We start from the raw sequence: 24,094 nt of genomic DNA, 5'->3' as shown, positions 1-24,094 counted from the left end.
GTCGAGTGGGTCGGCTGACGTCCAGAACCGGCATCGACGGCGGCGGATGACGGCGGTCGCCCGCGTGCTGTCGTGGCGGGGGTGATCAGCGATCCGCCTTGGGGGAGGGCGTTCCGCACGAGCTTGCGAAGCGGATGGCGGCGGTTCGGAGCCGGCCGCGCCCGCCAGCAGGTAGAAGGACAAAGGCCCAGGTCAACGGTATTGAAACGGGAGCCTGGGCCTTGTTCGTTGTGTGGTGGATCGAATCGTCATGCCGGATGCGGGGGCCGCTTGTAGGGTGTTCGCCTCGGAGCGACGTCAGTCCAGAACGGCTGTGCCGGCCTTGGCTGTACGGTCACCCCGTGGACGAAGAACCGGTGATCATCAAACTCACGCGCGACCAGGCATTCGTCCTCTCCGACTGGCTCTATGAAGTGATGATGCGGTCGGACAAGCTGGACGCCATCGTGCCGGACCGAGCGGTCTGGTCGGGGATCTACGCGATTTCGGGAACGTTGGAGACGACTCTGCCCGAGGTCTTCATGCCTGACTACGTCGGCCGCCTGGAGCAGGCGAGGCGGCGTTTGTCAGAGCTCGTCGGCAGCGACGAGGATGACGGAGCGGGGGAGTGAAGGACTTGGAGTCGCTCGGGTACGCGTTTGCCGCCCTGGTGTGGGGCGGCCTCGCCCTTGCCCTGCTCTCCTGTGGGGTCGTCACGATGCTGGCCGTCAGATGGCGTCGGCGCGCCATCGCGGCTCTGGAGAAGGAAGAGCCGGCTATCGAAGGGCGGCAGGCCCCGGGCCGGTCCGACGTCTCCCACCGAGGGCCCTCTTGAGCGTGGGTCGCTCGGCGGACAGTGGCGTCATGAAGTTGACGATTTGGGTCGATGACTGGCAGACGCAGTGCTGTGGAGAGAGCTTCGCGCCAGGCGATGTTGTCTCGTGGACCTTGTTGGAGGCGGATCCGGAGGACTATGCCGACGTCGTCGGTGGTGGACGTGCGAATGAGATCGATTTCCGCGAAGAGCACCACGGCCGGGACGAGGGACACGCGCCCGCCTCTGTGGAGGTGGTGTCGATCGTCGAGGTGCACTGTCGTTACGGGGTACTCCCGGGCGCCACGGACAAGGTGAACCACCCCGTGCCGGGCACGACCGTACTGGTACCGGTGGAGAAGGCGGACGGGTGGGCGAAGGCCAGGCCGGACGTGGGCTTCGCGGGCTACCTGGTGACCGCCCAACGCGTCACCGACCTGCCGGAAGGTGCTGCTGTTCGCGGTCGGTGAGGGGCCGGCGGCACGCGTGCCGGATGCGTGCCGGATCGAGCGGTCCGCCACGGGTACCCGGAGCCCCCCGCGGGACAGGCACCCGTCGAGAGACTCGTCGCGTGGCGCGCGCGACGACCAGTGAGGACGTGTCCACGCGTGGTGCCGGGCTTGCGAAGCGGATGGTGGTGGTTCGGGAGCGTTCGCGTCTGCCGGTGGCGAAGGTCTCGGGGAGGCCGCGGTCCGGGGGCTTCCTCGTGTGCGGCCGGGGGTGTGTTTGGTGGGGGTGGTGGGGTAAGTCGGTCGTGGGGTGTCGGTGGGGGCGTTTAGGGTTGGGGTATGTCCGAGCACTTTTACGCCGCTACTTCTACCGCCGATCCCGCTGTCATCAACTGCCGTATCCGCGCCCTGTGGGCCTCGGGTGAGCTGACGGTCGAGGGGCGGGAGGAGTACGGGCGGCTGCTGGTCGCGTGGGAAGAGGCCGTGCGGGGCGAGCAGGAGCTTGCCGCTTAGGGTCGTCGGCCTGCCGGGTCGTCGGGCCGGCTGGTCTTGTGGTTCGTGGGTTGCCGAAAGCCCGCCCCTGGTCGGGGGCGGGCTTTCGGCTGTCGGGGTGGGGGTTACTTGATGACTTCCACCTTCTTGTCGCCGGCCGACTTGGCCGACGTCACCCACTTGACCGTGCCGGTCTCGCGGTCGCTGGCATCGGTGGTCGTGGTGGCGGGGGCCGTGAGGACGGCGGCCAGGGCGGCGGCCGTGGTGGCGAGGAGGGCCATCACGAGGCGGGGGCGGATGGTGGTGGTCGGCATGCTGGCTCCCTGGTGGGGTGGGTGTGGTGGTGTGGTGGTGGCGGGGTGAACGTATCGTGCTTGCTCGTTCGGGGGAACGGGGGAGCCGAGTTGACGGGGGCGGAGCGGGGTCGGTGTACTCCGGGGATGATTGATGTGGGGGATGCGCCTGAAGTCGAGGCCGCCGGTGGGGAACTGACGGCGCAGAAGTACGTCGAGAGCCGGCTGGCGCAGTATCAGGAGTGGTACGACGTCAAGGCCGCTCGGATGAAGGCGATGCACCTGCGGATGCGGACGGTGTCCGTCGTCGGCGGGGCGCTCGTGCCGGTGTTCGTGAACCTGGATGCCGGGTTCGCGCGGGTCACCGCGACCGTGCTGAGCGTCGTCGTGGTCGCGGCGGTGTCGTTGGAGAGCGTCTACCGGTATCGGGAGCAGTGGAAGAACTACCGGTCCACCGAGCAACTGCTCGGGCACGAGCGGGTCTACTTCGAGGCACGGGTGGGCCCTTACCGGGAGCTGTCCGAGCGGGAGGCGTTCTCGCTGCTCGTCGCCCGGGTGGAGAGGGCCATCGCCAACGAGAACGCCGCCACCCTGAACGTGATGACGCTGGGCGGCCAGGTCTCCGCCGACCTCCAGGCGCCGGGGCGGGGGAGCCGGGGCGAGGTGCCGGAGGCCCGGGACGGCGGGAGCTAGGCGTCGAAGTCGTATTCCAGGATGTAGGACGAGGCGTCCAGGGTCATCTCGTTGAGTTCGACCGGGCGGCCCGGTTCCGTGAAGGCCGTGCGGCCGATCAGGACCACCGGGGTGCCCGGGGGGAGCGCGAGACGGCTGGTCTCCTCGGCCGTCGGCATGCGGCAGCGGATCTCCTCGCGGAAGCGGGCCGGGCGGTGGCCCAGCTCGGCGAGACGGGCGTAGGTGCCGCCGGGGCCCGTGTCGGGGCGGGCGATGGGAGTGCCGCGGACCAGGTCGGCGGAGAGGTACGAGACGGAGAGCAGGACCGGCTTGCCGTCGAGGACGAAGCGGCGGCTGCGTACGCAGACGGGGGCGTCCGGCGGCAGGTCCAGTGCCCCCGCGACGCGGTCCCCGGCCCCCTCCTCCGACACCGCGATCTGGTCCACGACCAGGGCCCTGTCCTCCACCTCCGCCGCCCACACCGAGCGGCCGCCCGCCCAGCCCTCGCCCGCGAGGCGCGGGATGCCCCGGCGGCGCAGCGGGCGGAAGGCGCGGACGAAGACGCCGGCTCCCTTGCGGGCCTCGGTGAGGCCCTCGCCGCGCAGGACCGCGAGGGCCTGGCGGGCGGTCATCCGGGCCACCTCGTAGGTGGTCATGAGGTCGTTCTCGCCGGGGAGCCGGGCGCCCGGCGCGAAGGCGCCGGACTGGATCGCCGTCCTCAACTCATCTGCGATGCGCTGGTACTTGGGCCGACGAGTGCCGTCCTGGTCAGTCACGGGTGGACCACTCCCTTCGTCTGCCGGACACCCTAAGGGGCTCCCCGCGGCCAGGGTGCACACGTGTGCGCCGTCCTGCCCTCGTGATCCATCCATCGGGGGGACATCTCTAGAGATGCGTTGACAGGGAGGGGTCTCCGCGTTTCCCTGGGTGTCCCCATGCAGCATTAGGGACCGGACGGAGGGGTGGCGTGCAACCTGTGCCCGAGGTCGGCGACCTCGTCCGCGACACCGCCACGGGGCGGGTCGGCTTCTTCGTGCGGAGCGTTTCCGGGCGTTTCCTGATCCGCGCCGTCCACGGCGGGGCCGAGTGGGAGGCCGAGCCCGGCGAGGTCCAGCTCGCCACGCCCCTGCGCGAGCTCCGCGCCCGCGCCGCAGAGATCAACGCGCGCAGTCGGCGGGGGCTGAACTGATCCTGGCCGGTTCTCGGCGGTTCCCGACGGCTCCGGAGGGTTCCCGGCGGCTCCCGGCAGTTCTCGATGCTTCTCGGCGGTTCCTGATGGTCGCCGCCTCGGTTTCGGCACCTCGGTTCGGCGCCTTCGTTCCGGCGCCTTCGTTCCGGCACTTCCGGTCGTGCCCGTGGCCGTTCCCGCGCTTCCGGCCGTTCCCGCGTTCCCTCGTTCCCGGGCGTTGTCAGTGGGGGGCTTCACACTGGAGGCATGTGCCGCAGCATCAAGACGCTCCGTCCGCCCGTCCTGCCGCATGAGGCGACCCAGGACGACATCCGCGCCGCCGCGCTCCAGTACGTCCGCAAGGTCTCCGGCTTCCGCGCCCCCGCCGCGCACAACCAGGAGGTCTTCGACCGGGCCGTCGACGAGATCGCCGGCGCCACCGCCAGACTCCTCGCCACCCTGGAGGTGAGAGGAGCGCACCACCACGAGGTCAGGCCGCCGGAGCCGGAGCCGCGCCCGGACGCCGTATGAGGTAGCCGGCCAGTCCGCCCGCGAGCAGCAGCGCCAGGGTCGAGACCCCCGCGCTGAACCAGGTCGCGCCCAGCCACTGCCCGCCCAGCCAGCCGAGCCCCACGCTGTACGAGGCCCAGATCACCGCGGCCAGCGCGGACCAGGGGAGGAACTCCTCGGGGCGCCGTCCCGCCGCGCCCGCGCCCAGGGAGACCACCGAGCGGCCCGCGGGGGCGAAGCGGGCCAGGACCACGATCAGGCCGCCGCCCCGGGCGAGGGCGGTGCCGAGACGTTCCCGCGCCACCGTCAGGCGGCGCGAGCGGCCTATCGCCCGGTCCAGGCGCCGTCCGCCGCGCAGCGCGAGCCGGTACGCGAGGAAGTCGCCGAGCATGGAGGCCGCCGCCGCGGTGAGCAGCAGCGGCAGCAGGGAGGGGACGTCCGCCGGCGCGGTGGCCGTGCCGAGGGCGGCGGAGGCGGCCGTGGCGGCGGAGATCACCAGGAAGCCGCTCGGCAGCACGGGCAGGAAGACGTCGAGCAGGATCGACGTCGCCACCACCGGATAGATCCACGGGCCCGCGGTCAGCGACCTCAGCGAGCCCATGCTGTCGAGCAGATTCACAGGGCCAGAGCCTACGCGCCGCCGTCCGGGCCCCCGCCGGGTGGGTGCCGGCGGGAGCCCGGACGGCCGACGCTCGTGCCGAGGGGAGGGAGAGCGGCGGAGAGAGGGGGCGGGGGAGAGGGGATGAGGGGATGAGGGGAGGAGAAGGGGGAGGGGTGGGTGTCAGGCGGCGATCGGCGTGCCCTGCTTCTCCGTGCCGCGCTCGTGCTCGCCGTCATGGGAGCCCCGCGCGTCCTTGCGGCCGAAGAGGGCGTCGAGGGCCAGGCCGCCGGGGCCGGTGAAGATCAGCAGGGCGAAGGACCAGCAGAACAGGGCCGCCGCCTCGCCGCCGTTCTGGAGCGGGAAGAGGGCCTCCGGCTGGTGGGCGGAGAAGTACGCGTACGCCATCGATCCCGAGGCTATGAAGGCCGCCCCGCGCGTGCCCAGGCCGACCAGGACGAGGCCGCCGCAGACGAGCTGGATGAGCGCCGCGTACCAGCCGGGCCAGGTGCCGGCGGGCACGCCGGACGCCGGGCCGCCGAGGACGCCGAAGAGCGAGGCGGCGCCGTGGCAGGCGAAGAGGAGGCCGACGACGGCCCGGAAGAGGCCGAGGGCGTAGGGCTGCGCCTGATCGAGACGGGTGGTCAGGGTGTTCATGGTGGGGGGAACTCCTTCGGCGCCGGCCCGTCCGGGGAGGGACGGGTGTGGGGGCTGGTACCGGACGGCCTTCAGGTTAGGCATCCCTCAGTAGTACTTGCAAGTTCAACATTCATGCCACGAAGGCGCGCCTGCGGTCAGGGTGGCGTAGGTCTGGACCACAGGCGCGCCGATTTCACGCCGTTTTCACGGCGCGTCAGGAGGCCGTCGTTCAGCAGCCGTTGAGGACGGACTGGAGGGCGCTCTTCTCCGCCGAGTCGACGCTGAGGCCGTAGTGGTGCTTCACGTGCACCCAGGCGCGGGCGTAGGTGCAGCGGTACGCGGTGCGCGGCGGCAGCCACTCGGCCGGGTCGAGGTCGCTCTTGGCCTGGTTGACGTTGTCGGTGACGGCTATGAGCTGCGGCCGGGTGAGGTCGTTGGCGAAGCCCTGCCGCTGGGCGGTGGTCCAGGAGCTGGCGCCGGAGCGCCAGGCCTCGGCGAGCGCGACGACGTGGTCGATGTCGAGGTCGGAGGCCGCCGTCCAGGTGGCGCCGTCGTACTGCGAGTACCAGCTGCCGCTGACGGAGGCGCAGGCGGAGTCGGTGACGACGTTCGAGCCGTCCCGCTTGAGGACGGTCTCGCGGGTGTTGCAGGCGCCGGACTGGGTGATCCAGTGCGGGAAGAGGTCGCGGCTGTAGCCGGTGAGGGAACCTTCCGCCTTGACCGTGAGGGCGGCGAGGTAGGTGCGGGCGGTGGCGGCGCTGACCGGGGTCGGCATCGCGGCCTGCGTGGAGGGCGCGGTGGTCACGAGGCCGGTGAGGGCGAGGGCGGCGGTGGAGGCGAGCACGGCGGCTCGACGCGCGTAGACCTTGCCGACGGGCATGGGGGACTCCCTTGATTCGGTGGGACCTTGGCGGTTCGCCCGGTCCCGTGCGGTACCGGGCGCGGCGCCCGGTCATCGTGGCGGCGCGAGGTTTCGCCGGGGGGTGCGCCAGGTAACAGGGTGGCGACATGCACACGTCACATCAAGGGGTGTGACGTGTCCTGATGGAGCGCCAGATTCCGCCCGCGCGGAAGGGGTTCCCGTGCGCGTCGAGCGAGGCCCTCTGCTGGGCCGCTGGGCCGCTGGGCCGCTGAGCCGTCGGGCCGCCGGGCCGTTGTGCCGCGCCCGGCCCGCCCCCGCCCGCCGCGTACACGCCCGCCGCGTACGCGACCGCGCGCGGCCGGATGATCCGGCCGCGCGCGGTGGGAAGGGGAGGGGCGGGGGATTACTCCGGTACGACTCCGAGGGTCATCGTCCCGTCCTCGTGCGCCTCCAGCCGCAGGCGGGTCAGGTCCGGCACGTACACGTCCGGGGCGTAGGCCGCGGCTCGCGGGCCGACGCCGACCACGCGCATCCCGGCCGCCTTCGCCGCCCGGACCCCGGCCTCGGAGTCCTCGAAGGCCACGCAGTCCGCCGGGTCCACGCCGAGTTCGGCGGCGCCCTTGAGGAAGCCCTCCGGGTCGGGCTTGCTCGCCCCGACCTGCTCGGCGGTCACCCGGGTGGCCGGCATCCGCAGGCCCGCCGCGCCCATCCGGGCCCGGGCGAGGGCCTCGTCCGCCGAGGTCACCAGGGCGTGCGGGAAGCCGGCGATCGCGTCCATGAAGGCGGGGGCGCCGGCCACCGGCACCACGCCGTCGACGTCGGCGGTCTCCTCGGCGAGCATCACGGCGTTGTCCGCGTGGTTCTCGGCCATCGGGCGGTCGGGGAGGAGGAGCGCCATCGTGGCGTAGCCCTGACGGCCGTGCACGACCTTCAGCACTTCCTCGGCGTCCACTCCCCGCCGGTCCGCCCAGCGGCGCCAGCAGCGCTCCACGACGGCGTCCGAGTTGACCAGGGTGCCGTCCATGTCGAGCAGGAGGGCGCGGGCGGTGAGCGTTGCCGGGGTGGCGGCCATGGGGTCTCCAGGGGGGTGGTGCGGAGAACGAAGCGGTCCCGCCCGCCGGTCAGGGAGTACGGGCGGGGCCACTTTGTTTCTTCACGATACAAAACCGGGAGCGGTCTGCGCCACCCGCCCCCCCGTACCCGCCCCCCCCACGTACCGCCTCGCGCCCCCCGTACTGGCTCGCGCCGTCCCCGTTCCGTCCCCGTCCCCGCCCCGTCCGGTCCCGGCCCCGTGCCGCGTCGGCCGGTGGTCAGTCGTCCATGGACCGGGTTTCCCGCTCCAGCTTGCGCCGCGTGTCCGCGTCGTACACGCCCGGCTCCTCGACCGGAGGCCACAGCCGGCCCTGGAAGGAGGCCACGGCCGCCCTGACCTCGTCGTCGAACACCCCGTCGGCCTCCCCGAGGTAGATCCACATGTACCGGAGGCGCCGCTGGAGGTCCTGGACCTCCGGTCCGGTGTCCCCCATGCTCAAAACGGCGCCGGCCGGCGCGTCCGTCCGGGGCGGGGACGCGGAGGCGGTCGTCGGCGCCACGGGGGCGGCCGGGGCCGTGCTGCCGCTCGCCGAGGGGGCCGCGCCGCCGGTCGCGGACGGCGAACCGGTGGCCGAAGGCCGGGCCGTCGTCGCGGACGCCGACGGGGACGGAGAGGCCGTCGTGGGCGTCGGCGTCGGGGTCGGGGAGGAGGTGCGCGGCGAGGGCGTCCTCGAAGGGGTGCGGCTCGGCGTCGGGCCGGAGGAGGACGGGGACGGCTCCTCCGAGACCGCGAGGTTCAGGGACGCGCTGGTGGTCACCTCGGGCACCATTGCGCGGTCGTCGGGGTCCTCGCCGCCGAGCACCGCCGCCGCCAGCGCGGCCGTGCCGACCACGGCCGCCGCCGCGACGCCCGCGACCAGCGCGCCCCGCCGCCGGCGCGGCCGCTCCCGCCGTTCCCCGCCCGGACCGGAACCGCCGGCGCCCCCCGCGCCGCCGACCCCGCCGAGCATCAGCGGCATGGTCTCGTGGGCCCCGCCCCCGGAGCCGTACTCCCCTGAGCCGTACCCCCCGGGGGCGTGCGACTCGGAGCCGTACCCCTCGGAGCCGTACCCCTCGGAGCCGTACGCCGGTACCACCTGCGTCTGTGCCTCGTACGTCCCGGCCTCGTGCGCCCCAGTCCCGTACGCCCCGGCCTCGTACGCCCCGGCCTCGTACGCCCCGGCCTCGTACGCCCCGGCCTCGTGCGCCCCAGTCCCGTGCGCCCCAGTCCCGTGCGCCCCAGTCCCGTGCGCCCCAGTCCCGTGCGCCCCAGTCCCGTACGCCCCAGCCCCGTGCGCCCCAGTCTCGTACGCCCCGGCCTCATGCGTACCGGCCCCATACTTACCCGCCCCGTACGCCCCGGCACCGGCCCCCGCGTCCGGCCGCACAGCCTCCGGCCGTCCCGCATCCGGTCGTATCGCGCTCAGCTGCGTCGTCGGCGGGTCGCCCGCCTCGTCGTGGGCGTCCAGCGTCACGTACGGCCTGATCCGGAGCGGGTCGAAGTCCTCGGCCGCCGCCAGCTCCGCCGAACGGTCCGCCGCCCGGGCGCAGGCGCAGCCCGGTCTCTGACCACCGCATTCAGGACATGCGTGTCCGGTCATGATGTGTCCCCTCCCCAACGCAACTGGCAGTGATTATGCAGGCGCCCCACCGCCGACGGGTGAACACGTGTACCCCTCCGCAGGCCATATCCGGACATTCGACTCAGGATGGAGACCACGCCCGGGGGACGCGAGAAGCGAGACGCGCAGGGAGACGCCCATGGCCCAGGAGACCAGCCCGCCGCAGCTCGGCGGAGAACCCGCACCCGTGCCGGGGCAGGGGCAGAGCAGGCGCACCGTCCTCGTCGCGATCGGCGCGCTGCTGCTCGGCATGCTGCTCGCCGCCCTCGACCAGACGATCGTCTCCACCGCCCTGCCCACGATCGTCAGCGAGCTCGGCGGCATGGAGCACCTCTCCTGGGTGGTCACCGCCTACATGCTGGCCTCCACGGCCGCGACCCCCCTGTGGGGCAAGCTGGGCGACCAGTACGGGCGCAAGAAGCTCTTCCAGGCGGCGATCGTCCTCTTCCTCATCGGCTCCGCCCTCTGCGGCATCGCCCAGGACATGCCGCAGCTCATCGCCTTCCGCGCGGTCCAGGGCCTCGGCGGCGGCGGGCTCATGGTGCTGTCGATGGCGATCGTGGGGGACCTCGTCTCGCCCCGGGAGCGCGGCAAGTACCAGGGGCTCTTCGGCGCCGTCTTCGGCGCCACCAGCGTCCTCGGGCCGCTGCTCGGCGGGTTCTTCACCGAGCACCTCTCCTGGCGCTGGGTCTTCTACATCAACCTCCCCATCGGCGTCGTCGCCCTCTTCGTCATCGCCGCCGTCCTCCACATCCCGGTCCGCTCCACCCGCCACACCATCGACTACCTCGGCACCTTCCTCATCGCCTCGGTCGCCACCTGCCTGGTCCTGGTCGCCTCCCTCGGCGGCACCACCTGGGACTGGGACTCGCCGCAGATCATCGGGACCGCGCTGCTCGGAGCGGTGCTCCTCGTCTGGTTCGTGCGCGTCGAACGCCGGGCCGCCGAACCCGTCCTCCCCCTCAAGCTGTTCCGGATCCGGACCTTCACCCTGGTCTCGGTGATCAGCTTCGTCGTCGGCTTCGCGATGTTCGGCGCGATGACCTACCTGCCGACCTTCCTCCAGGTCGTCCAGGGCGTCAGCCCCACCATGTCCGGCGTCCACATGCTGCCGATGGTCGTCGGCATGCTGCTCACCTCCACCGCCTCCGGCCAGATCGTGTCCAGGACCGGCCGCTGGAAGGTCTTCCCCGTCACCGGCACCGCCGTCACGGCCCTCGGCCTGCTGCTCCTGCACCGGCTGACCGAGACCAGCTCCACCTGGGAGATGAGCGCGTACTTCTTCGTCTTCGGCGCCGGACTCGGCCTCGTCATGCAGGTCCTCGTCCTCGTCGTGCAGAACGCCGTCGGCTACGAGGACCTGGGCGTCGCCACCTCCGGGGCGACCTTCTTCCGCTCCATCGGCGCGTCCTTCGGCGTCGCCGTCTTCGGCACCGTCTTCACCAGCCGGCTCACCCACAAACTGGAGGACGTCTTCGCCGGGGCCGCCCGGGCCGGTACGGAGCTGCCGCCCGGCACCGGCCCCGGGCAGGTCGCCGCCGACCCGCGCGCCATCGGCGGGCTCCCGGCCGAACTGCGGCCCGAGGTCCTCCACGCCTACGCCACCTCCATCACGGACGTCTTCCTGTACGCCGCGCCGGTCGTCCTCGTCGCCTTCGTCGTCGCCTGGTTCCTCAAGGAGGACCCGCTGCGCGCCTCGGTGACCGCGCCCGACACCAGCCAGACCCTCGCCTCCAACCCGGTCGAGCGGTCCTCGTACGAGGAGGCCGCCCGCGCCCTGTCGGTGCTCGGCTCCCGCGAGGGCCGCAAGGAGGTCTACGAGACGATCACCGCCCGCGCCGGGCTCGACCTGCGGCCCGCCTCCAGCTGGCTGCTGCTGCGCATCCGCCGCCACGGCACCGTCGAACCCGCCCGGCTCGCCGAGGCCGCGCCCGTGCCGCTGCGCGTCATCACCGACGCGGCCCGCGAGGTCGAGGAGCGGCGGCTCGCCCGGCGCGAGGGGCTGCGGCTGGTCCTCACCGAGGACGGCGCCGCCACCGCCGACCGGCTCGCCCGGGCCCGCGAGGAGTCCCTCGCCGCGCTCCTCGGCGACTGGTGGGGACCCGACCGCCCCACCGACCTCGTGCAGCTGGTCGAGCAGCTCAACGCCGAGCTGTGCGGCTCCGACGCCGAGCGCCCCCGCGCCCCCGAACCGCCCCGCGACCACCGGGCCTGACGGAGGAGGGGGCGGAACTCCGGCTGCGGGAAAGCGGGATGACGTGGGCTCAGGACCGGTCGGTACGCTGTCCCGTCGAAGATCGACTCCAGTCACAGGGGGATGGACAGGATGAGCAGCCACGAGCCGGGCCAGGGCTGGCCGACGCCACCGGGACACGCGCCGGGACACGCGCCGGGACACGTGCCGGGATACGAGCCGGGCCAGGCGCCGGGGCACGCCCCCGGGTATCCGCCGGCCGGACCGGCCCACGGCGCGTACACGGGCCCGCCGAGCCGCCCGCCGTCGCACCGGGGCGCCTGGATCGGCGCGGGCGCGACCCTGGTGGCGGCGGTGATCGGCGTCGTCGGCACGTACCTGGTCAACACGGACGACGGCGGCCCGGAGGCAGCCCCGGCCCCCGCCCCCGTGTCGAGCACGGCGGCCCCGGCCCCGGCGGCGGACGACGAGCCGGCGCGGGACGCCACGCCGACGCGGGACACCACGCCCGCGCAGGACACCACGTCGGCCACGGGCACGGCCGCCACCCCCGCCGGGGAGACGGCGTCCGCCGCCCCGGCCGGGCCCGCGCCCGACACGGTCCACTGGCGGGGCACCCTCGTCATCACGTACGTGGAGGACAAGGACCTCGACGCGGCGCCGCCCGTCATGTCCGAGATCAACAGCGACAACGACTTCGCCGTCTACCCCTTCGGCGGTCACATGCTGCGGCCCGACAACGGCGCCAAGGCCCTCGTGTGGAAGGGCACGCCGAAGACGCCGTCGTACGGGGACTGCGCGGGCGTCGTCGACACCCAGGCCACCTCGAACGACTTCGAGATCAAGACCGGCCTGACCCTCTGCGGCCGCACCGACGAGGGCAAGCTCCTGCGGATGACCGTCAAGGCCATGGCCGGCCAGGCGAGCGACACGAACGCCACCTTCGACGTCGTCGTCTGGGCGGGCTGAACGAGGACCGGGCCGGGGCCCGGAACCCGCCCCGGCCCGGGGGCCGCAGGCTTCAGAGCTCCTTGCCGTACCAGATCTCCATGTACGGCCCCGAGCAGTACGCCGGGATCTCGCCGTAGCCGTGCCGCACGTACAGCGCCCGCGCCTCCACCAGGTCGAGGCGCGTGTTGAGCACCATGCGGCGGGCGCCGAGCGCGCGGGCGGCCTCCTCCAGTCCGGTCATGAGGAGGTCGGCGCCCCCGAGGCCGCGGTAGGCGGGCCGGAGGAACACCCGGGTCAGCTCGGCCCGTCCGCCGTCGAGCAGCACGATCCCGCCGCAGGCGGCCGCCTTCCCCCGGTACCGTCCGACCAGGAACTCCCCGGCGGGCGGCGCGAGGCGGTCGAGCCCGTCACCGATCATGTCGTCGTCGTACTCGTCCTCGGTCAGGACGCGTCCGAAGTACCGCCCGGCGACGTCGCCGTAGTAGTCGCGGCGCAGGGCGGTGGCGTCCGGGGTGTCGACGCGCTCGGCGGAGAAGTTCCAGGTCATGCGGGCCATTCTGCGACCCGCGCACCCGTCTCCGCCGCCGGATTTACTTCGGCGAGGCCTGCTGCACGACCTCGAAGGACCACAGCGTGGACCCGGAGGCGGCCGGCTTCGGCCGCTCGCCGCCCTCACCGCCCGCGGTGCCCTGGTGGGCGGCCTTCATGGAACCGTTCATCCAGTTCTGGAAGTCCTCCTCGCTCCGCCAGCGGGTGTACACGAGGTACTGGTCGGTACCCTCCAGCGGACGCAGCAGCTCGAACCACTCGAACCCGTCGGAGCCCTCCACGGCCCCGGCCCGCGAGGCGAACCGCTGCTCCAGCACCTCCCGCTGCTCGGCGGGCACGGTCAGGACGTTGATCTTCACGATGCTCATGAGGGGCAGGATATGACCGGCACTCCCACCGTCCCGCGCGCGGGCGCCCTCCGGGCGTTCGCGGCGCGTCGTGTGCCCGGGAACGGGGACGTGGACTTCGTGTGGTCGCCCGCGGGGGCGTGGCTGGCGCTGGGGGCGGTGGCCTCCGGGGCGCGGGGCGGACCGCGGAGGGGCTGCGGGGGATGCTCGGGGTGGCGGGGGAGGAGGCCGGGGCGGCCGTGACCGGCGTCGGGCGGACGGTCGCGGGGACCGGTGGGGTGAGCGGGGCCGTGGGGGTGTGGAGCCGGGTGCCGGTGTACGAGGGGTTCCGGGGCGGGCTGCCGGACGTCGGGTTCGGCCGGCTGGGCGGGGACGCGCAGGCGGAGCTCGACGCGTGGGTGCGGGCGGAGAGCGGGGGGCGGGTGCCGGAGCTGCCGCTCGGGCTCGACGGGTCCGAGGACCTGGTGCTGCTCGGGGTGCTGGCGCTGAAGGCGGCCTGGCGGACGGCCTTTCCGGCGGGGGCGACGCGGCCCGAGCCGTTCACCGACGCGTCCGGCGCCGTCCGTCCCGTGCCGACCATGCGGCAGCGGATCCCGGGTGCCTGGGTCTGGAAGGTGCGGCAGGGGCGGTGGGGGAGCCGGGCCGTCGTGGTGGAGCTGCCGGGGGCCGGGGCGCGGGCGGTGCGGGTGCGGTTCGTGCTCGGGGCGCCGGGGAGGGGGCCCGCCGACGTGCTGCCGCTCGCCTGGGACGCGCGGCGGGAGCCGGTGGAGGACGAAGCGGTGGAGCTGGCGCTGCCGCGCTTCTCGCTGCGGTCCCGGTTCGACCTCCGGCCGTGGCTGGAGGAGCTCGGGGCGGGCGGGGCGCTGCGGCCCGGCGCCGACTTCTCCGGGCTGTCGCCGGAGCCGCTCCTCGTCTCCCGGGTGGTGCAGGAGGCGGTGGTCGAGGTGGCCGAGCGGGGCGTGGAGGCGGCGGCCGTCACGCAGGTGACGATGGTGCGGAGCGCGGCCCGGCCGCGCCCCCTCGAACGGATCGCCTTCGACCGCCCCTTCGGCGTCGTCGTCCTCGACGCCGAAGGGGAACTGCCGCTCTTCGCGGGATGGCGGGCCGGGGTGGAGGGGCCGGGACCGGACGCCGCCCCGTGACCGGATGGCCAGGGGCTGGACGTGTCGGGACCGGACGTGTCGGGACCGGACCGGGCGGGCCCGTGACCGGGCGGGCCACGGGCCGGACCGGCGTGTGGCCGGGTGGCTAGTCGGTCACGCGGGCGATGAGGAGGCCGTCGTGGCCCTTGGTGCCGACGGTCTGGAGGGCGGTCGCGTCCAGGCGGGGCTCGCGGGCGACGAGGTCGAACATCGCGCGGGTGCCGGTGATCGCGGGGTCCGACGGGTCCTCGGTCGCGACGCGGCCGCCGCGGACGACGTTGTCGACGACGATCAGGGTGCCGGGGCGGGAGAGCTTCAGGGCCCAGGTGACGTAGTGCGGGTTGTTGGCCTTGTCGGCGTCGACGAAGACCAGGTCGAAGGGGCCGGCGCCCTCCTCCTCCAGGAGCGGGAGGGTGTCCAGGGCCGGGCCGGTGCGGACCTCGACGCGGTCGGCCAGGCCGGCGCGGGCGAGGTTGCCGCGGGCCACTCCGGCGTGCCGGGGGTCGTGCTCCAGGGTGATCAGGCGGCCGTCGGCGGGCAGGGCGCGGGCCAGCCAGATCGTGCTGTAGCCGCCGAGGGTGCCGATCTCCAGGATGCGGCGGGCGCCCTGCGTCCGGGCCAGCAGGTGGAGGAACTTGCCCTGGTTGGGGGCGACGGCGATCTCGGGGAGGCCGGCCGCCGCGCTGTCGGCCAGCGCGGCGGTCAGGGCCTCGTCGGCGGGGACCAGCAGGTCGGTGACGTACTGGTCGACGTCGTTCCACTGGGGGTTCGTCATGCGAGCGACGGTACCCGGCGGCGCCTCGCCCGTACGGTCAGGAGCGCGGCCGTCACGGCGAGCGCGGCGCCGGCCGCCGTGGTCAGGAGCCAGGCGGGGACGCCGCCGAGGGTCAGCAGGCGGTCCCGGTGGACCACCTGGCGGTAGGGGGTGTCGGCGACCGTGCGCAGCACGTGGTCGTCGGAGATCCGGGACGGGGCCGGGAAGCGCTGTTCGAGGACGGTGAGGTGGGCCGGGGCGCCGCCGGTGAGGTCGGCCACCGGGCCCTCCGGGTGGTCGAGGCGGCCGGAGAAGGTGACCTCGGGGCGCTCGCCGCCGATCGCCGAGCGGGGTTCCATGCGATGGGCGGCGAGGATCGACAGGCCGAGGGTCTGCGGGGTGGCGGCGAGCCGGGAGAGCCGCATGGGGTAGACGAGTTCGGTGGAGGCGAAGGTGATGCGGAGCGGGGTCAGCTCGCCGTAGAGGCGCTCGCCCCGCTTCTCCGGGGCGAGGCGGACGGCGACGTACTCCCACTTCCGGTCGACGTACGGCCGGAGTTCGGGGGTGAGCCGGTCGGGGAGTTCGAAGCCGTTGGTCCGCAGCCAGGTGCCGAGGGCCTCGGGGTCGGTGGCGGTGAGGCGGGCGACGTCGAAGGGGCCGAGCCGCTCGCGGCCGACGACGCCGACGGAGCCGCCGGGGGCCGCGCCGGCCGCGGCCCCGTCGCCGGAGCCGACGTCGAAGGGCCAGTCGTCCTCGCGGGGCCAGAAGTAGAAGCGGTCGCGCCGTTCGGGCGCGGCGAGCCCTTCGAGGGCGTCGAAGAGCTCCGGGTCGCCGAGGGTGACGCCGGCGCGGTGCGGCACGGGCATGACCCAGGCGGCCTGCCGGGCGTCGCCGTGGACGCGGAAGCGCATGACGACGGTCTCGTTCCGGCCGTCCCAGTGGACGGCGGACTCCTCCCGGTCGACGCCGATCCGCTCCGACCTGTGCGTGATCATGGCGCCGCAGCCGCAGGCCCAGGCGGGCGCGACGAGCGAGCCGAGCTGGAGCGCGAGCAGCGCGACGAGTGTGGTCAGGATTCTGTGTGTGGTCCCCCGCATGTCCGCTCGGACGTGCGGGGGAGGGTCCCGGTTCCCCGTCAGGGTGCGGTGCGGGCCGTCAGGGCGAGGTGCGGGTCGTCAGGGTGCGGTGCGGACCGTCAGGGCGAGGCGCGGACCCGCAGTTCCTTGACGCCGTTGAGCCAGGCGGCCCGCAGCCGGCGCGGTTCGGAGACGAGGGTGAGGTCCGGCAGGACGTCGGCGACGGCGTCGAAGATCAGCTCGATCTCCTTCACGGCGAGGGCCTTGCCGAGGCAGAAGTGGGGTCCGCCGCCGCCGAAGCCCAGGTGGGGGTTGGGGTCGCGGGTGATGTCGAAGGCCTCCGGGTTCTCGAAGACCTCGGGGTCGTGGTTGGCGGAGGAGTAGAAGAGGCCGATCCGGTCGCCCTTCTTGATCTTCTGGCCGCCGATCTCGGTGTCCTGGGTGGCGGTGCGCTGGAAGGAGACGACGGGGGTCGCCCAGCGGACGATCTCCTCGGCGGTGGGCGCGGGGCGCTCCCGCTTGTAGAGCTCCCACTGGTCGGGGTGGGTGAGGAAGGCGTGCATGCCGTGGCTGATCGCGTTGCGGGTGGTTTCGTTGCCGGCGACGGCGAGCAGCAGTACGAAGAACCCGAACTCGTCGGAGGAGAGGTTCCCTTGGCCCTCGGCGGCGACGAGCTGGGACACGATGTCCTTGGCGGGGCACTCCTTGCGCGCCGCGGCCATGTTCATCGCGTAGCCGATGAGCTCCATGGCGGCCTCGACGCCGACCTCTTCGGTGATGGCGTACTCGGGATCGTCGTACGCCACCATCTTGTTGGACCAGTCGAAGATCCGGGAGCGGTCCTCCTGGGGGACGCCGATGAGTTCGGCGATGGCCTGGAGGGGCAGCTCGACGGCGATCCGGGTGACGAAGTCGAAGGCGCCGTCCGGGTCTTCGGCGGCGGCGGCCCGCGCCTCCTCGGCGATCGCCCGGGCGCGGGTGCGCAGGACGGTCTCCAGGGTGCGGATCGCGCGGGGGGTGAAGCCGCGCTGGACGATCTGGCGGACCCGGGTGTGCTCCGGCGGGTCCATGTTGAGCATGATCAGCTTCTGGACGTCGATCTGTTCGCGTCCGATGTGCTCGTTGAAGCGGATCACGGCGGTGTTCTCGTGCGAGGAGAACAGCTCGGGATGGGTGGAGACGTACTTGACGTCCGCGTGGCGGGTGACGGCCCAGTAGCCCTCGTCGTCGAAGCCGGTGACGCCGCGCGGCTGGGGGCACCACCAGACCGGGGCGGTCCGCCGCAGCTCCGCGAACTCGGGGAGCGGGACGCGGCTGCGCAGCAGGTCGGGGTCGGTGGCGTCGAATCCCTCGGGGAGGTGGGGGCAGGTCATCGGCAACACGCTCCAATATCTGATGGGTCATCAGAAGTTGCCGGGAAAGTTAGTAACGAGTTCTACAAGTGGCAAGAGGCACGGGCCGAATACGCCCTCGCGCATCCCCAGGCCTCACCCTCGCGTGCTCCCGGATCCCGTCCCCGCGTGCCCCCGAATCCCGCCCCCGCGCACCCCCGGGCCTCGTCCTCGCGTGCTCCTGAATCCCGCCCCGCACACCCCTGGGTCTCGTCCTCGCGCGCTCCCGGATCCCGCCCCGCGCACCCCCGCGCCTCGTCCCATGCGCTTCTGAAACCCGCCCCCGCGCACCCCCGGGCCCCGTCCGCGTGCGTTTCCGAATACCGACCCCGCCGCCGAACTGCTGCCTCCCGGACCCTTGCGTACCGGCGGTAGCAGTCATAAGACTTCACTCAGAACTAGAACGCGTACTAGTTCTCCCGTGACTCCGACCGGCGGATGCCGGGACACCCCGTCCGGTCGAGGAGAGGACGAGCTCATGGCCGCGGAACCCGTCATCGTCGAAGCCGTACGCACCCCCATCGGCAAGCGCGGAGGCGCGCTCGCCAACCTCCATCCCGCCTACCTCCTGGGCGAGACCTACCGCGAACTCCTCGGCCGCACCGGCATCCCCGCCGACTGCGTCGAACAGATCGTCGGTGGCACGGTCACCCACGCCGGCGAGCAGTCCATGAACCCCGCGCGCACCGCCTGGCTCACCATGGGCCTGCCCTACGAGACCGCCGCCACCACGGTCGACGCCCAGTGCGGCTCCTCGCAGCAGGCGAGCCACATGGTCGCCAACATGATCACGGCCGGCGTCATCGACGTCGGCATCTCCTGCGGCGTCGAGGCCATGTCCCGCGTCCCGCTCGGCTCCGGCTCCAAGCACGGGCCCGGCAAGCCCTTCCCCGACGAGTGGAACGTCGACCTGCCCAACCAGTTCGAGGCCGCCGAGCGCATCGCCCGCCGCCGCGGCCTGACCCGCGAGCGCGTCGACTCCCTCGGCGTCATCTCCCAGGAGCGGGCCGCCGCCGCCTGGTCCGAGGAACGCTTCAAGCGCGAGACCTTCGCCGTCCAGGTCCCGACCACCGAGGCGGAACAGCACGCGGGGCAGGGCATGTGGCGACTCGTCGACCGCGACGAGGGGCTGCGCGACACCAGCATGGAGGGCCTCGCCCGGCTCAAGCCGGTCATGCCCACCGCCGTCCACACCGCCGGCAACTCCTCCCAGATCTCCGACGGCGCCTCCGCCGTGATGTGGGCCTCCAAGCGGATGGCCCGCGCGCTCAAGCTGCGCCCCCGCGCCCGGATCGTCGCCCAGGCCCTCGTGGGCGCCGACCCCCACTACCACCTCGACGGGCCCATCGACGCGACCCGCGCGGTCCTCGGCAAGGCCGGCATGTCCCTCCGGGACATCGACGTGGTCGAGATCAACGAGGCCTTCGCCTCGGTCGTCCTCAGCTGGGCGCAGGAGTTCGACAAGGAGCTCGACGGCCTGGAGAAGGTCAACGTCAACGGCGGCGCCATCGCCCTCGGCCACCCCGTCGGCGCGACCGGCGCCCGCCTCATCACCACCGCCCTGCACGAGCTGGAACGCGCCGACAAGGAGTTCGCGCTGGTCACGATGTGTGCCGGCGGCGCGCTCGCGACCGGGACGATCATCCAGCGCCTGTAGGGCGGCCGGCGCCGGCGCGGGCCGGCACCACGAGACCTGGCAGGGGTGCCCGGGAAACCGCGGGGCCCCGTCCCTCCCCCGGGAGGGGCGGGGCCCCGCGCCCGTGCGGCGGGACCGGAGGCGGCGCGGCCCGCGGCGGCGCGCAGGCTCCCGGCGGCGCGGCGGGCCCCGGAAACGCCGCAGGCCCCGCCCCTCCGAGTGGAGGGCGGGGCCTTGCGGGGGCGCCGTGCGGCGTGGTGACTCTTAGTACCAGCCGTTGGCCTGCCAGAACGCCCAGGCGGCGTTCGGGGAGCCGTAGCGCTCGTTCATGTAGTTGAGACCCCACTTGATCTGGGTCGCCGGGTTGGTCTTCCAGTCGGAGCCGGCCGAGGACATCTTCGAGGCGGGCAGGGCCTGGACCAGGCCGTAGGCGCCGGAGGAGGAGTTGGTGGCCTTGAAGTTCCAGCCGGACTCGTGCGAGACGATCTTGCTGAAGGCGGCGTACTGCGAGGCGGGCACGATGTCACGGGCGAGCTCCTGCGGGCTGGCGGCCGAGGCCGAGCCCGTCGTGCCGAGCACCGCACCCGAGGCGCCGAGCAGCACGGCTGCGGTGGCGGCGAAGGTCTTCTTGCGGGCGGCGGCACGAGTGGTGATCGAGCGGAACAAAACGTCTACCTAACGTCGGGGACTGGGGTGGCGCCGGGCTCGTACGGCCGTTTCCGACCGTTTTCGGCAAGCCGGAACCAGAGTCCGGGGGAACCCGGGTTCTGGGGGGAACCGGCCTGCCGCGGTGCTTCGCTGAGCACCTGCTGCCTGGCGACGTCCACTACACAAACAAATCCCGGGAGCCGGCGCAACGACCCCCTGTACGAGGAAGGTTCGGACTCGGGGTGCCCGGACCGGAGACCGCCGCCATGACGTTTTCGCAGGTCATCGTCGGTGATGGGTGTTTTGTGCGACTCGTCCGGCTCTACTATTTCCGGTCGTACGTGACCTGGGTCCTATGAGGCGCCTCACCCGGGGACCCCTCCCGGGCCCCCTCGAATGTGACCTGGGCCTCGAAGTTCGCCCGCCGCGTGGCCCTCCGCAGCGCCCGCAGCAGCGGCCCGCCGACCGTCAGCGTCAGGACGACGGTGAGCACGGCCCGGCCGAGGTCCCAGCCGAGGGAGGTGGCCAGCACGTACGCCGTGAAGCGCACCAGGTTGTCGCCGACCGGCGCGCCCGGGGCGAACGAGATCGCCTGGGCCATGCCGCCGACCGTCACCCAGCCGTACAGATTGGTGACCGTGCCGTACGCGAACGCCGCCGCGAAGCCGTACCCGGCCAGCACCAGCCGCTCGGGCAGCCCCCGGAGCCCGGCCGGCAGCAGGCCCGCGCCCATCGCGAACCAGCCCATCGCCAGCATCTGCGTCGGCATCCACGGGCCCACCCCGCCCGTGAGCAGCGCCGAGGCGAACATCGTCACCGCGCCGAGCACGAAGCCGAAGCCAGGGCCGAGGACCCGGCCGCTCAGCACCATCAGGAAGAACATCGGCTCCAGGCCGGCCGTCCCCGCGCCCAGCGGGCGCAGCGCCGCCCCCACGGCGGCCAGCACCCCCAGCATCGCCACCGCCTTCGCGTCCATCCTGCAGTCGGCGATCGTCGCCACGACGACGGCGATGAGGAGGGGGAGGATCAGCGCGAAGAGCCAGGGCGCGTCGGCGGCGTGGTCCGTGACGGCCGACCCGGCGTCCGCGAACAGCGGCCAGCAGACGCCGGCCAGCCCGACGAGGGAGACGAGGACGAGGGCGGCGACGGAGCGGGGGCCGAGCCGGATCGGGTGGACGCGCTTCACGGGCACAGCGCCTCCTCCACCTGCTCGACCGTGAGCCACGGCTCGGGCGCCAGGACCTTGGCGACCTGCGGGGCGAAGGCCGGGGACGAGACGACGACCTCGGCCGTCGGGCCGTCCGCGACCACCTCGCCGCCCGCGACGATCACCACCCGGTCCACCAGCTCCGCCGCGAGCTCCACGTCGTGCGTGGCCAGCACGACCGCGTGCCCCGCGGCGGCGAGCGCCCGCAGCCGGGCGACCAGCCGGGCCTTCGCCGCGTAGTCGAGGCCGCGGGTCGGCTCGTCGAGGAGGACCAGCGGCGGCGCGGCCGTCAGGACCACGGCGAGCGCGAGCGCCAGTCGCTGCCCCTCGGACAGGTCCCGGGGGTGGGTCGCGTCGGTCACGCCCGGGACGAGCTCCGTCACCAGCGCCCGGCAGGTCCCCGGAGCGGCGTCCGCGTCCGCGTCGGCGGCGGCGCACTCCTCGGCGACGGTCTCCGCGTACAGCAGGTCCCGGGGCTCCTGCGGCACCAGGCCGGCCCGGCGGATGAGGGCGCGGGGGTCGGTGGCGTGCGGGGTGAGCCCGCAGACGCGGACCGTGCCGGAGGTGGGGGCGATCATGCCGACGAGGGTGGAGAGCAGGGTGGACTTGCCCGCGCCGTTGCGGCCCATCAGCGCGACGACCTCGCCGGGGGCGACCCGGAGGTCGACGCGGCGCAGCGCCTCGACGCGGCCCCGGCGCACGGCGAGCCGGTCGACGGCGACGAGGGGGGCGGCGGGGGCGGGAGCGGTGGGGCCGGGGGCGGCCGAGTGCGTGGCCGGGGCCCCGGGTGAGGGCGCGGGTGCGGCCGTGCGGGTGCGGCGGCGCCGGAGGAGGAAGCCTCCCCCGCCCCGCTCCTTCCCGGCGCCGGGGGCCCCGCCCGCCGCGGCCGGCCCGTCCGGCGTCCCGGGAGCGGGGGCCCCGGCCGGGCCCCGGCCGGGGGAAGGCGCGGGGCGGGGGGCAGGCCCCGAGGGGTGCTGTCCCGCGAGCCGTGCCCGCAGGTCCCCCGCCCGCCGCCGCGCGTCCCGCACCGTCAGCGGCAGCGGCTCCCACCCGGCCAGCCGGCCGAGGGCGACGACCGGCGGGTGCACGGGGGCGACGGCCATGATCTCCGCCGGGGGGCCGAGGACGGCCTCCGGCAGCAGCAGGACCTGGTCCGCGTACTGCACGACCCGCTCCAGGCGGTGCTCGGCCATGAGGACCGTCGTGCCGAGGTCGTGGACGAGCCGCTGGAGCACGGCGAGGACGTCCTCGGCGGCCGACGGGTCGAGCGCGGAGGTCGGCTCGTCGAGCACGAGGACCTTGGGGTGGGTGGTCAGCACGGAGCCGATCGCCACCCGCTGCTGCTGCCCGCCGGAGAGCGTCGCGATCGGCCGGTCGCGCAGCTCGGCGAGGCCCAGCAGGTCGAGGGTCTCCTCGACGCGCCGGCGCATCACCGCCGGGGCGATGCCCAGGGACTCCATGCCGTAGGCGAGCTCGTCCTCGACGGTGTCGGTGACGAAGTGGGCGAGCGGGTCCTGCCCGACCGTGCCGACCAGGTCGGCCAGCTCGCGCGGATGGTGGGTGCGGGTGTCGCGGCCGTCCACGGTGACCCGCCCCCGCAGCGTCCCGCCGGTGAAGTGGGGGACGAGCCCGGAGACCGCCCCGAGCAGCGTCGACTTGCCGACCCCGGACGGCCCGACGAGCAGCACCAGCTCCCCCTCGGGAACGGTGAGGTCGACGCCCCGCAGGGTCGGCCCGGCGGCGTCCTCGTACGTCACGGAGACGTTCTCGAAGCGGATCACGCGGACGGCTCCTCACGAGCGGGCGGGGTGGACGGGGCGGGCGGGGCGGGTGGTACGGGGGCGACGACGGCCGGGAGGAGGCCGGGGAGGACCGACAGGGCCGGCCACAGGGGGAGCTCCGGGGCGGTGAGGGGGACGACACCGGGGTGCAGGGCGCCGGGGGCGTGGGCGTTGGCCCTGATCATGAGGAGGGCGACCGCGATGCCGGAGGCGGCGACCAGCCAGGAGCGGGGGCCGAAGCGGTCGGGGCGGTAGCGGGTGCGGACGCTGCGCCGGCCGCCGAGCCGCAGCCCGGCGACGGCCGCGAGGAGTCCGGCGGCGAGCAGCGGCAGCCCGTACCCGGCGCCCTGCGCGGCGAGCAGCCCGTAGGAGCCGGCGCACACGCCGAGCAGGCCGCCGAGGACCAGGACGTCGGTGGTGCGACGGACGGCCGGCGGGACGTGGGCGGTGCGGCCGTAGCCGCGCGCGTCCATCGACGCGGCGACGGCGACCGAGCGCTCCAGCGCCCCCTCCAGGACCGGCAGCCCGATCTGGAGGACCGCCCGCACCCCGCCCGTGGGCCGGCCGCGCAGCCGCCGGGCGGTACGGAGCCGGACCACGTCCGCGACCAGGTTCGGCGCGAAGGTCATCGCCACGACGACGGCGACCCCGGCCTCGTAGAGCGCCCCGGGCAGCGATTTCAGGAGCCGCGCCGGGTTGGCGAGCGCGTTCGCCGCGCCCACGCAGATCAGCAGGGCGGCCAGCTTGAGCCCGTCGTAGAGCGCGAAGACCAGCTGTTCGGCGGTGACCCGGCCGCCGATCCGGATGCCCTGCGCCCAGCCCGGCAGGGGCAGCTCGGGCAGGGTGAACAGCGGGTGGGAGCCCGGGACGGGGGAGCCGAGGACCACCGAGAAGAGGATCCGCAGCCCGACGACGAACAGTCCGAGCTTGACGAAGGCGCCGTACGAACGGGCCCAGGGCGCGTCGGTGCGGCGCGCGGCGACCACGTATCCGGCGACGCCGACGATCAGCCCGAGCAGCAGCGGGTTGGTGGTCCGGGAGGCGGCGACGGCGAGCCCGAGGGCCCACAGCCACCAGGCGCCCGGGTGCAGCGCGTTCCCCCGGTCGGCCGCGGGCGCCAGAAGGCGCGCCCGCCACCCGGCCCGGCGGAGCGCTCGTGCGTCGCGCCGGGATCCGGTCGGGGCGGCGGTGGCGTCCGCCGGGACCTCGCTCGCCGGGGTCGTGCTCGCCGGGGTCATGCTCGCCGGGG

Annotated in this window: 26 protein-coding genes; 10 read left to right on the top strand and 16 right to left on the bottom strand. The window is 74.0% G+C overall.

What is annotated here, in order from left to right:
- Positions 1-341: 341 nt before the first annotated feature.
- From ACF1ED_RS13425 to ACF1ED_RS13415, 3 genes are all read left to right on the top strand, one after another.
- Positions 342-611, top strand: a complete 270-nt coding sequence (locus ACF1ED_RS13425) for a hypothetical protein (RefSeq protein WP_391759732.1) — start codon at positions 342-344, stop codon at positions 609-611.
- Positions 612-843: 232 nt separating this feature from the next.
- On the top strand, positions 844-1,263 hold the full coding sequence (locus ACF1ED_RS13420) for a DUF6578 domain-containing protein (protein WP_391759730.1): 420 nt from the start codon (positions 844-846) through the stop codon (positions 1,261-1,263).
- Positions 1,264-1,581: 318 nt separating this feature from the next.
- Positions 1,582-1,755: a hypothetical protein gene (locus ACF1ED_RS13415; protein ID WP_391759728.1), complete on the top strand. Its 174-nt coding sequence runs from the start codon at positions 1,582-1,584 to the stop codon at positions 1,753-1,755.
- Positions 1,756-1,859: 104 nt separating this feature from the next.
- On the opposite strand, the gene ACF1ED_RS13410 is transcribed toward ACF1ED_RS13415, so the two are convergent.
- The gene (locus ACF1ED_RS13410) at positions 1,860-2,048 is read right to left on the bottom strand and encodes a hypothetical protein (protein ID WP_391759726.1); all 189 of its coding nucleotides are present in this window, start codon (positions 2,046-2,048) and stop codon (positions 1,860-1,862) included.
- Positions 2,049-2,183: 135 nt separating this feature from the next.
- On the opposite strand from ACF1ED_RS13410, the gene ACF1ED_RS13405 reads away from it, so the two are divergent.
- Positions 2,184-2,720, top strand: coding sequence for a DUF4231 domain-containing protein (locus tag ACF1ED_RS13405; RefSeq protein ID WP_391759724.1), 537 nt, complete (start codon positions 2,184-2,186; stop codon positions 2,718-2,720).
- Here ACF1ED_RS13405 and ACF1ED_RS13400 read toward each other — a convergent pair.
- Entirely contained in the window at positions 2,717-3,475 is a 759-nt protein-coding gene (locus tag ACF1ED_RS13400) for a GntR family transcriptional regulator (RefSeq protein ID WP_391759722.1), read from the bottom strand. The two genes, ACF1ED_RS13405 and ACF1ED_RS13400, sit on opposite strands and share 4 nt — an antisense overlap.
- Before the next feature lie 191 nt (positions 3,476-3,666).
- On the opposite strand from ACF1ED_RS13400, the gene ACF1ED_RS13395 reads away from it, so the two are divergent.
- Together ACF1ED_RS13395 and ACF1ED_RS13390 are read left to right on the top strand one after the other, a co-directional pair.
- Positions 3,667-3,888 carry a hypothetical protein gene (locus tag ACF1ED_RS13395; RefSeq protein WP_351101107.1) on the top strand — a complete coding sequence of 74 codons (222 nt, stop codon included), beginning with the start codon at positions 3,667-3,669 and terminating at the stop codon, positions 3,886-3,888.
- Between the two features lie 246 nt (positions 3,889-4,134).
- Positions 4,135-4,398 (top strand): DUF2277 domain-containing protein, encoded by a 264-nt coding sequence (locus tag ACF1ED_RS13390; RefSeq protein ID WP_391759720.1) that lies wholly within the window; start codon positions 4,135-4,137, stop codon positions 4,396-4,398.
- Here the strand turns inward: ACF1ED_RS13390 and ACF1ED_RS13385 are convergent.
- The 5 genes from ACF1ED_RS13385 to ACF1ED_RS13365 form a co-directional block, all read right to left on the bottom strand.
- Complete coding sequence (locus ACF1ED_RS13385) at positions 4,358-4,990, bottom strand: DedA family protein (RefSeq protein WP_391759782.1); 633 nt, start codon at positions 4,988-4,990, stop codon at positions 4,358-4,360. The two genes, ACF1ED_RS13390 and ACF1ED_RS13385, sit on opposite strands and share 41 nt — an antisense overlap.
- A 168-nt stretch (positions 4,991-5,158) precedes the next feature.
- Positions 5,159-5,632, bottom strand: coding sequence for a DoxX family protein (locus tag ACF1ED_RS13380; RefSeq protein WP_391759718.1), 474 nt, complete (start codon positions 5,630-5,632; stop codon positions 5,159-5,161).
- A 211-nt stretch (positions 5,633-5,843) separates the two neighbouring features.
- Positions 5,844-6,494: an HNH endonuclease family protein gene (locus ACF1ED_RS13375; RefSeq protein WP_391759716.1), complete on the bottom strand. Its 651-nt coding sequence runs from the start codon at positions 6,492-6,494 to the stop codon at positions 5,844-5,846.
- Between the two features lie 385 nt (positions 6,495-6,879).
- Positions 6,880-7,548, bottom strand: coding sequence for an HAD-IA family hydrolase (locus tag ACF1ED_RS13370; protein ID WP_391759714.1), 669 nt, complete (start codon positions 7,546-7,548; stop codon positions 6,880-6,882).
- A gap of 238 nt (positions 7,549-7,786) precedes the next feature.
- Positions 7,787-8,644: a peptidoglycan-binding protein gene (locus ACF1ED_RS13365; RefSeq protein ID WP_391759712.1), complete on the bottom strand. Its 858-nt coding sequence runs from the start codon at positions 8,642-8,644 to the stop codon at positions 7,787-7,789.
- Between the two features lie 664 nt (positions 8,645-9,308).
- Here ACF1ED_RS13365 and ACF1ED_RS13360 point away from each other — a divergent pair.
- On the top strand, positions 9,309-11,384 hold the full coding sequence (locus ACF1ED_RS13360; RefSeq protein ID WP_391759710.1) for a DHA2 family efflux MFS transporter permease subunit: 2,076 nt from the start codon (positions 9,309-9,311) through the stop codon (positions 11,382-11,384).
- A gap of 111 nt (positions 11,385-11,495) precedes the next feature.
- The gene (locus ACF1ED_RS13355; protein ID WP_391759708.1) at positions 11,496-12,332 is read left to right on the top strand and encodes a hypothetical protein; all 837 of its coding nucleotides are present in this window, start codon (positions 11,496-11,498) and stop codon (positions 12,330-12,332) included.
- A gap of 52 nt (positions 12,333-12,384) precedes the next feature.
- Here the strand turns inward: ACF1ED_RS13355 and ACF1ED_RS13350 are convergent, their stop codons facing one another.
- Both ACF1ED_RS13350 and ACF1ED_RS13345 read right to left on the bottom strand, forming a co-directional pair.
- The gene (locus tag ACF1ED_RS13350; protein WP_391759706.1) at positions 12,385-12,870 is read right to left on the bottom strand and encodes a GNAT family N-acetyltransferase; all 486 of its coding nucleotides are present in this window, start codon (positions 12,868-12,870) and stop codon (positions 12,385-12,387) included.
- Positions 12,871-12,904: 34 nt separating this feature from the next.
- On the bottom strand, positions 12,905-13,231 hold the full coding sequence (locus ACF1ED_RS13345; RefSeq protein WP_190223561.1) for an antibiotic biosynthesis monooxygenase: 327 nt from the start codon (positions 13,229-13,231) through the stop codon (positions 12,905-12,907).
- A 182-nt stretch (positions 13,232-13,413) separates the two neighbouring features.
- On the opposite strand from ACF1ED_RS13345, the gene ACF1ED_RS13340 reads away from it, so the two are divergent.
- Positions 13,414-14,352 (top strand): serpin family protein, encoded by a 939-nt coding sequence (locus ACF1ED_RS13340; RefSeq protein WP_391759704.1) that lies wholly within the window; start codon positions 13,414-13,416, stop codon positions 14,350-14,352.
- A 106-nt stretch (positions 14,353-14,458) separates the two neighbouring features.
- Here the strand turns inward: ACF1ED_RS13340 and ACF1ED_RS13335 are convergent, their stop codons facing one another.
- The 3 genes from ACF1ED_RS13335 to ACF1ED_RS13325 all read right to left on the bottom strand — a co-directional run bounded on the left by ACF1ED_RS13335 (position 14,459) and on the right by ACF1ED_RS13325 (position 17,555).
- Positions 14,459-15,127, bottom strand: coding sequence for an O-methyltransferase (locus ACF1ED_RS13335; protein ID WP_391759702.1), 669 nt, complete (start codon positions 15,125-15,127; stop codon positions 14,459-14,461).
- Positions 15,124-16,203: a DUF2330 domain-containing protein gene (locus tag ACF1ED_RS13330; RefSeq protein ID WP_391759700.1), complete on the bottom strand. Its 1,080-nt coding sequence runs from the start codon at positions 16,201-16,203 to the stop codon at positions 15,124-15,126. Before ACF1ED_RS13330 ends, ACF1ED_RS13335 begins: the two co-directional genes overlap by 4 nt.
- A gap of 98 nt (positions 16,204-16,301) precedes the next feature.
- Positions 16,302-17,555 (bottom strand): cytochrome P450, encoded by a 1,254-nt coding sequence (locus ACF1ED_RS13325; protein ID WP_391759698.1) that lies wholly within the window; start codon positions 17,553-17,555, stop codon positions 16,302-16,304.
- Between the two features lie 496 nt (positions 17,556-18,051).
- Here ACF1ED_RS13325 and ACF1ED_RS13320 point away from each other — a divergent pair, with 496 nt between their 5' ends.
- Positions 18,052-19,230, top strand: a complete 1,179-nt coding sequence (locus ACF1ED_RS13320; protein ID WP_391759696.1) for a steroid 3-ketoacyl-CoA thiolase — start codon at positions 18,052-18,054, stop codon at positions 19,228-19,230.
- Between the two features lie 243 nt (positions 19,231-19,473).
- Here the strand turns inward: ACF1ED_RS13320 and ACF1ED_RS13315 are convergent, their stop codons facing one another.
- The 4 genes from ACF1ED_RS13315 to ACF1ED_RS13300 all read right to left on the bottom strand — a co-directional run bounded on the left by ACF1ED_RS13315 (position 19,474) and on the right by ACF1ED_RS13300 (position 24,083).
- Entirely contained in the window at positions 19,474-19,875 is a 402-nt protein-coding gene (locus tag ACF1ED_RS13315; protein ID WP_391759694.1) for a transglycosylase SLT domain-containing protein, read from the bottom strand.
- A 307-nt stretch (positions 19,876-20,182) separates the two neighbouring features.
- Positions 20,183-21,049, bottom strand: coding sequence for an ECF transporter S component (locus ACF1ED_RS13310; protein ID WP_391759692.1), 867 nt, complete (start codon positions 21,047-21,049; stop codon positions 20,183-20,185).
- Positions 21,040-22,845 carry an ABC transporter ATP-binding protein gene (locus ACF1ED_RS13305; RefSeq protein ID WP_391759690.1) on the bottom strand — a complete coding sequence of 602 codons (1,806 nt, stop codon included), beginning with the start codon at positions 22,843-22,845 and terminating at the stop codon, positions 21,040-21,042. The genes ACF1ED_RS13310 and ACF1ED_RS13305 overlap by 10 nt, the downstream gene beginning before the upstream one ends.
- A complete protein-coding gene (locus tag ACF1ED_RS13300) occupies positions 22,842-24,083 on the bottom strand; it encodes an energy-coupling factor transporter transmembrane component T (protein WP_391759688.1) in 1,242 nt (413 codons plus the stop codon). Before ACF1ED_RS13300 ends, ACF1ED_RS13305 begins: the two co-directional genes overlap by 4 nt.
- Positions 24,084-24,094 lie beyond the last annotated feature (11 nt).

The organism is Streptomyces sp. NPDC014656, from assembly GCF_043084305.1.
In the GTDB taxonomy this organism is placed as follows: domain Bacteria; phylum Actinomycetota; class Actinomycetes; order Streptomycetales; family Streptomycetaceae; genus Streptomyces.
The sequence above is the reverse complement of the archived record's forward strand: the minus strand, read 5'-3'. Positions and strand labels throughout refer to the sequence as shown.

What these genes read in the sequence shown, in the direction of transcription:
- ACF1ED_RS13420 (WP_391759730.1), top strand. Translation starts at nt 844, where the DNA reads ATGAAGTTGACGATTTGGGTCGATGACTGGCAGACGCAGTGCTGTGGA.
- ACF1ED_RS13415 (WP_391759728.1), top strand. Translation starts at nt 1,582, where the DNA reads ATGTCCGAGCACTTTTACGCCGCTACTTCTACCGCCGATCCCGCTGTC.
- ACF1ED_RS13410 (WP_391759726.1), bottom strand. Translation starts at nt 2,048, where the DNA reads ATGCCGACCACCACCATCCGCCCCCGCCTCGTGATGGCCCTCCTCGCC.
- ACF1ED_RS13390 (WP_391759720.1), top strand. Translation starts at nt 4,135, where the DNA reads ATGTGCCGCAGCATCAAGACGCTCCGTCCGCCCGTCCTGCCGCATGAG.
- ACF1ED_RS13380 (WP_391759718.1), bottom strand. Translation starts at nt 5,632, where the DNA reads ATGAACACCCTGACCACCCGTCTCGATCAGGCGCAGCCCTACGCCCTC.
- ACF1ED_RS13375 (WP_391759716.1), bottom strand. Translation starts at nt 6,494, where the DNA reads ATGCCCGTCGGCAAGGTCTACGCGCGTCGAGCCGCCGTGCTCGCCTCC.
- ACF1ED_RS13370 (WP_391759714.1), bottom strand. Translation starts at nt 7,548, where the DNA reads ATGGCCGCCACCCCGGCAACGCTCACCGCCCGCGCCCTCCTGCTCGAC.
- ACF1ED_RS13360 (WP_391759710.1), top strand. Translation starts at nt 9,309, where the DNA reads ATGGCCCAGGAGACCAGCCCGCCGCAGCTCGGCGGAGAACCCGCACCC.
- ACF1ED_RS13355 (WP_391759708.1), top strand. Translation starts at nt 11,496, where the DNA reads ATGAGCAGCCACGAGCCGGGCCAGGGCTGGCCGACGCCACCGGGACAC.
- ACF1ED_RS13350 (WP_391759706.1), bottom strand. Translation starts at nt 12,870, where the DNA reads ATGGCCCGCATGACCTGGAACTTCTCCGCCGAGCGCGTCGACACCCCG.
- ACF1ED_RS13345 (WP_190223561.1), bottom strand. Translation starts at nt 13,231, where the DNA reads ATGAGCATCGTGAAGATCAACGTCCTGACCGTGCCCGCCGAGCAGCGG.
- ACF1ED_RS13340 (WP_391759704.1), top strand. Translation starts at nt 13,414, where the DNA reads ATGCTCGGGGTGGCGGGGGAGGAGGCCGGGGCGGCCGTGACCGGCGTC.
- ACF1ED_RS13335 (WP_391759702.1), bottom strand. Translation starts at nt 15,127, where the DNA reads ATGACGAACCCCCAGTGGAACGACGTCGACCAGTACGTCACCGACCTG.
- ACF1ED_RS13330 (WP_391759700.1), bottom strand. Translation starts at nt 16,203, where the DNA reads ATGCGGGGGACCACACACAGAATCCTGACCACACTCGTCGCGCTGCTC.
- ACF1ED_RS13325 (WP_391759698.1), bottom strand. Translation starts at nt 17,555, where the DNA reads ATGACCTGCCCCCACCTCCCCGAGGGATTCGACGCCACCGACCCCGAC.
- ACF1ED_RS13320 (WP_391759696.1), top strand. Translation starts at nt 18,052, where the DNA reads ATGGCCGCGGAACCCGTCATCGTCGAAGCCGTACGCACCCCCATCGGC.
- ACF1ED_RS13300 (WP_391759688.1), bottom strand. Translation starts at nt 24,083, where the DNA reads ATGACCCCGGCGAGCACGACCCCGGCGAGCGAGGTCCCGGCGGACGCC.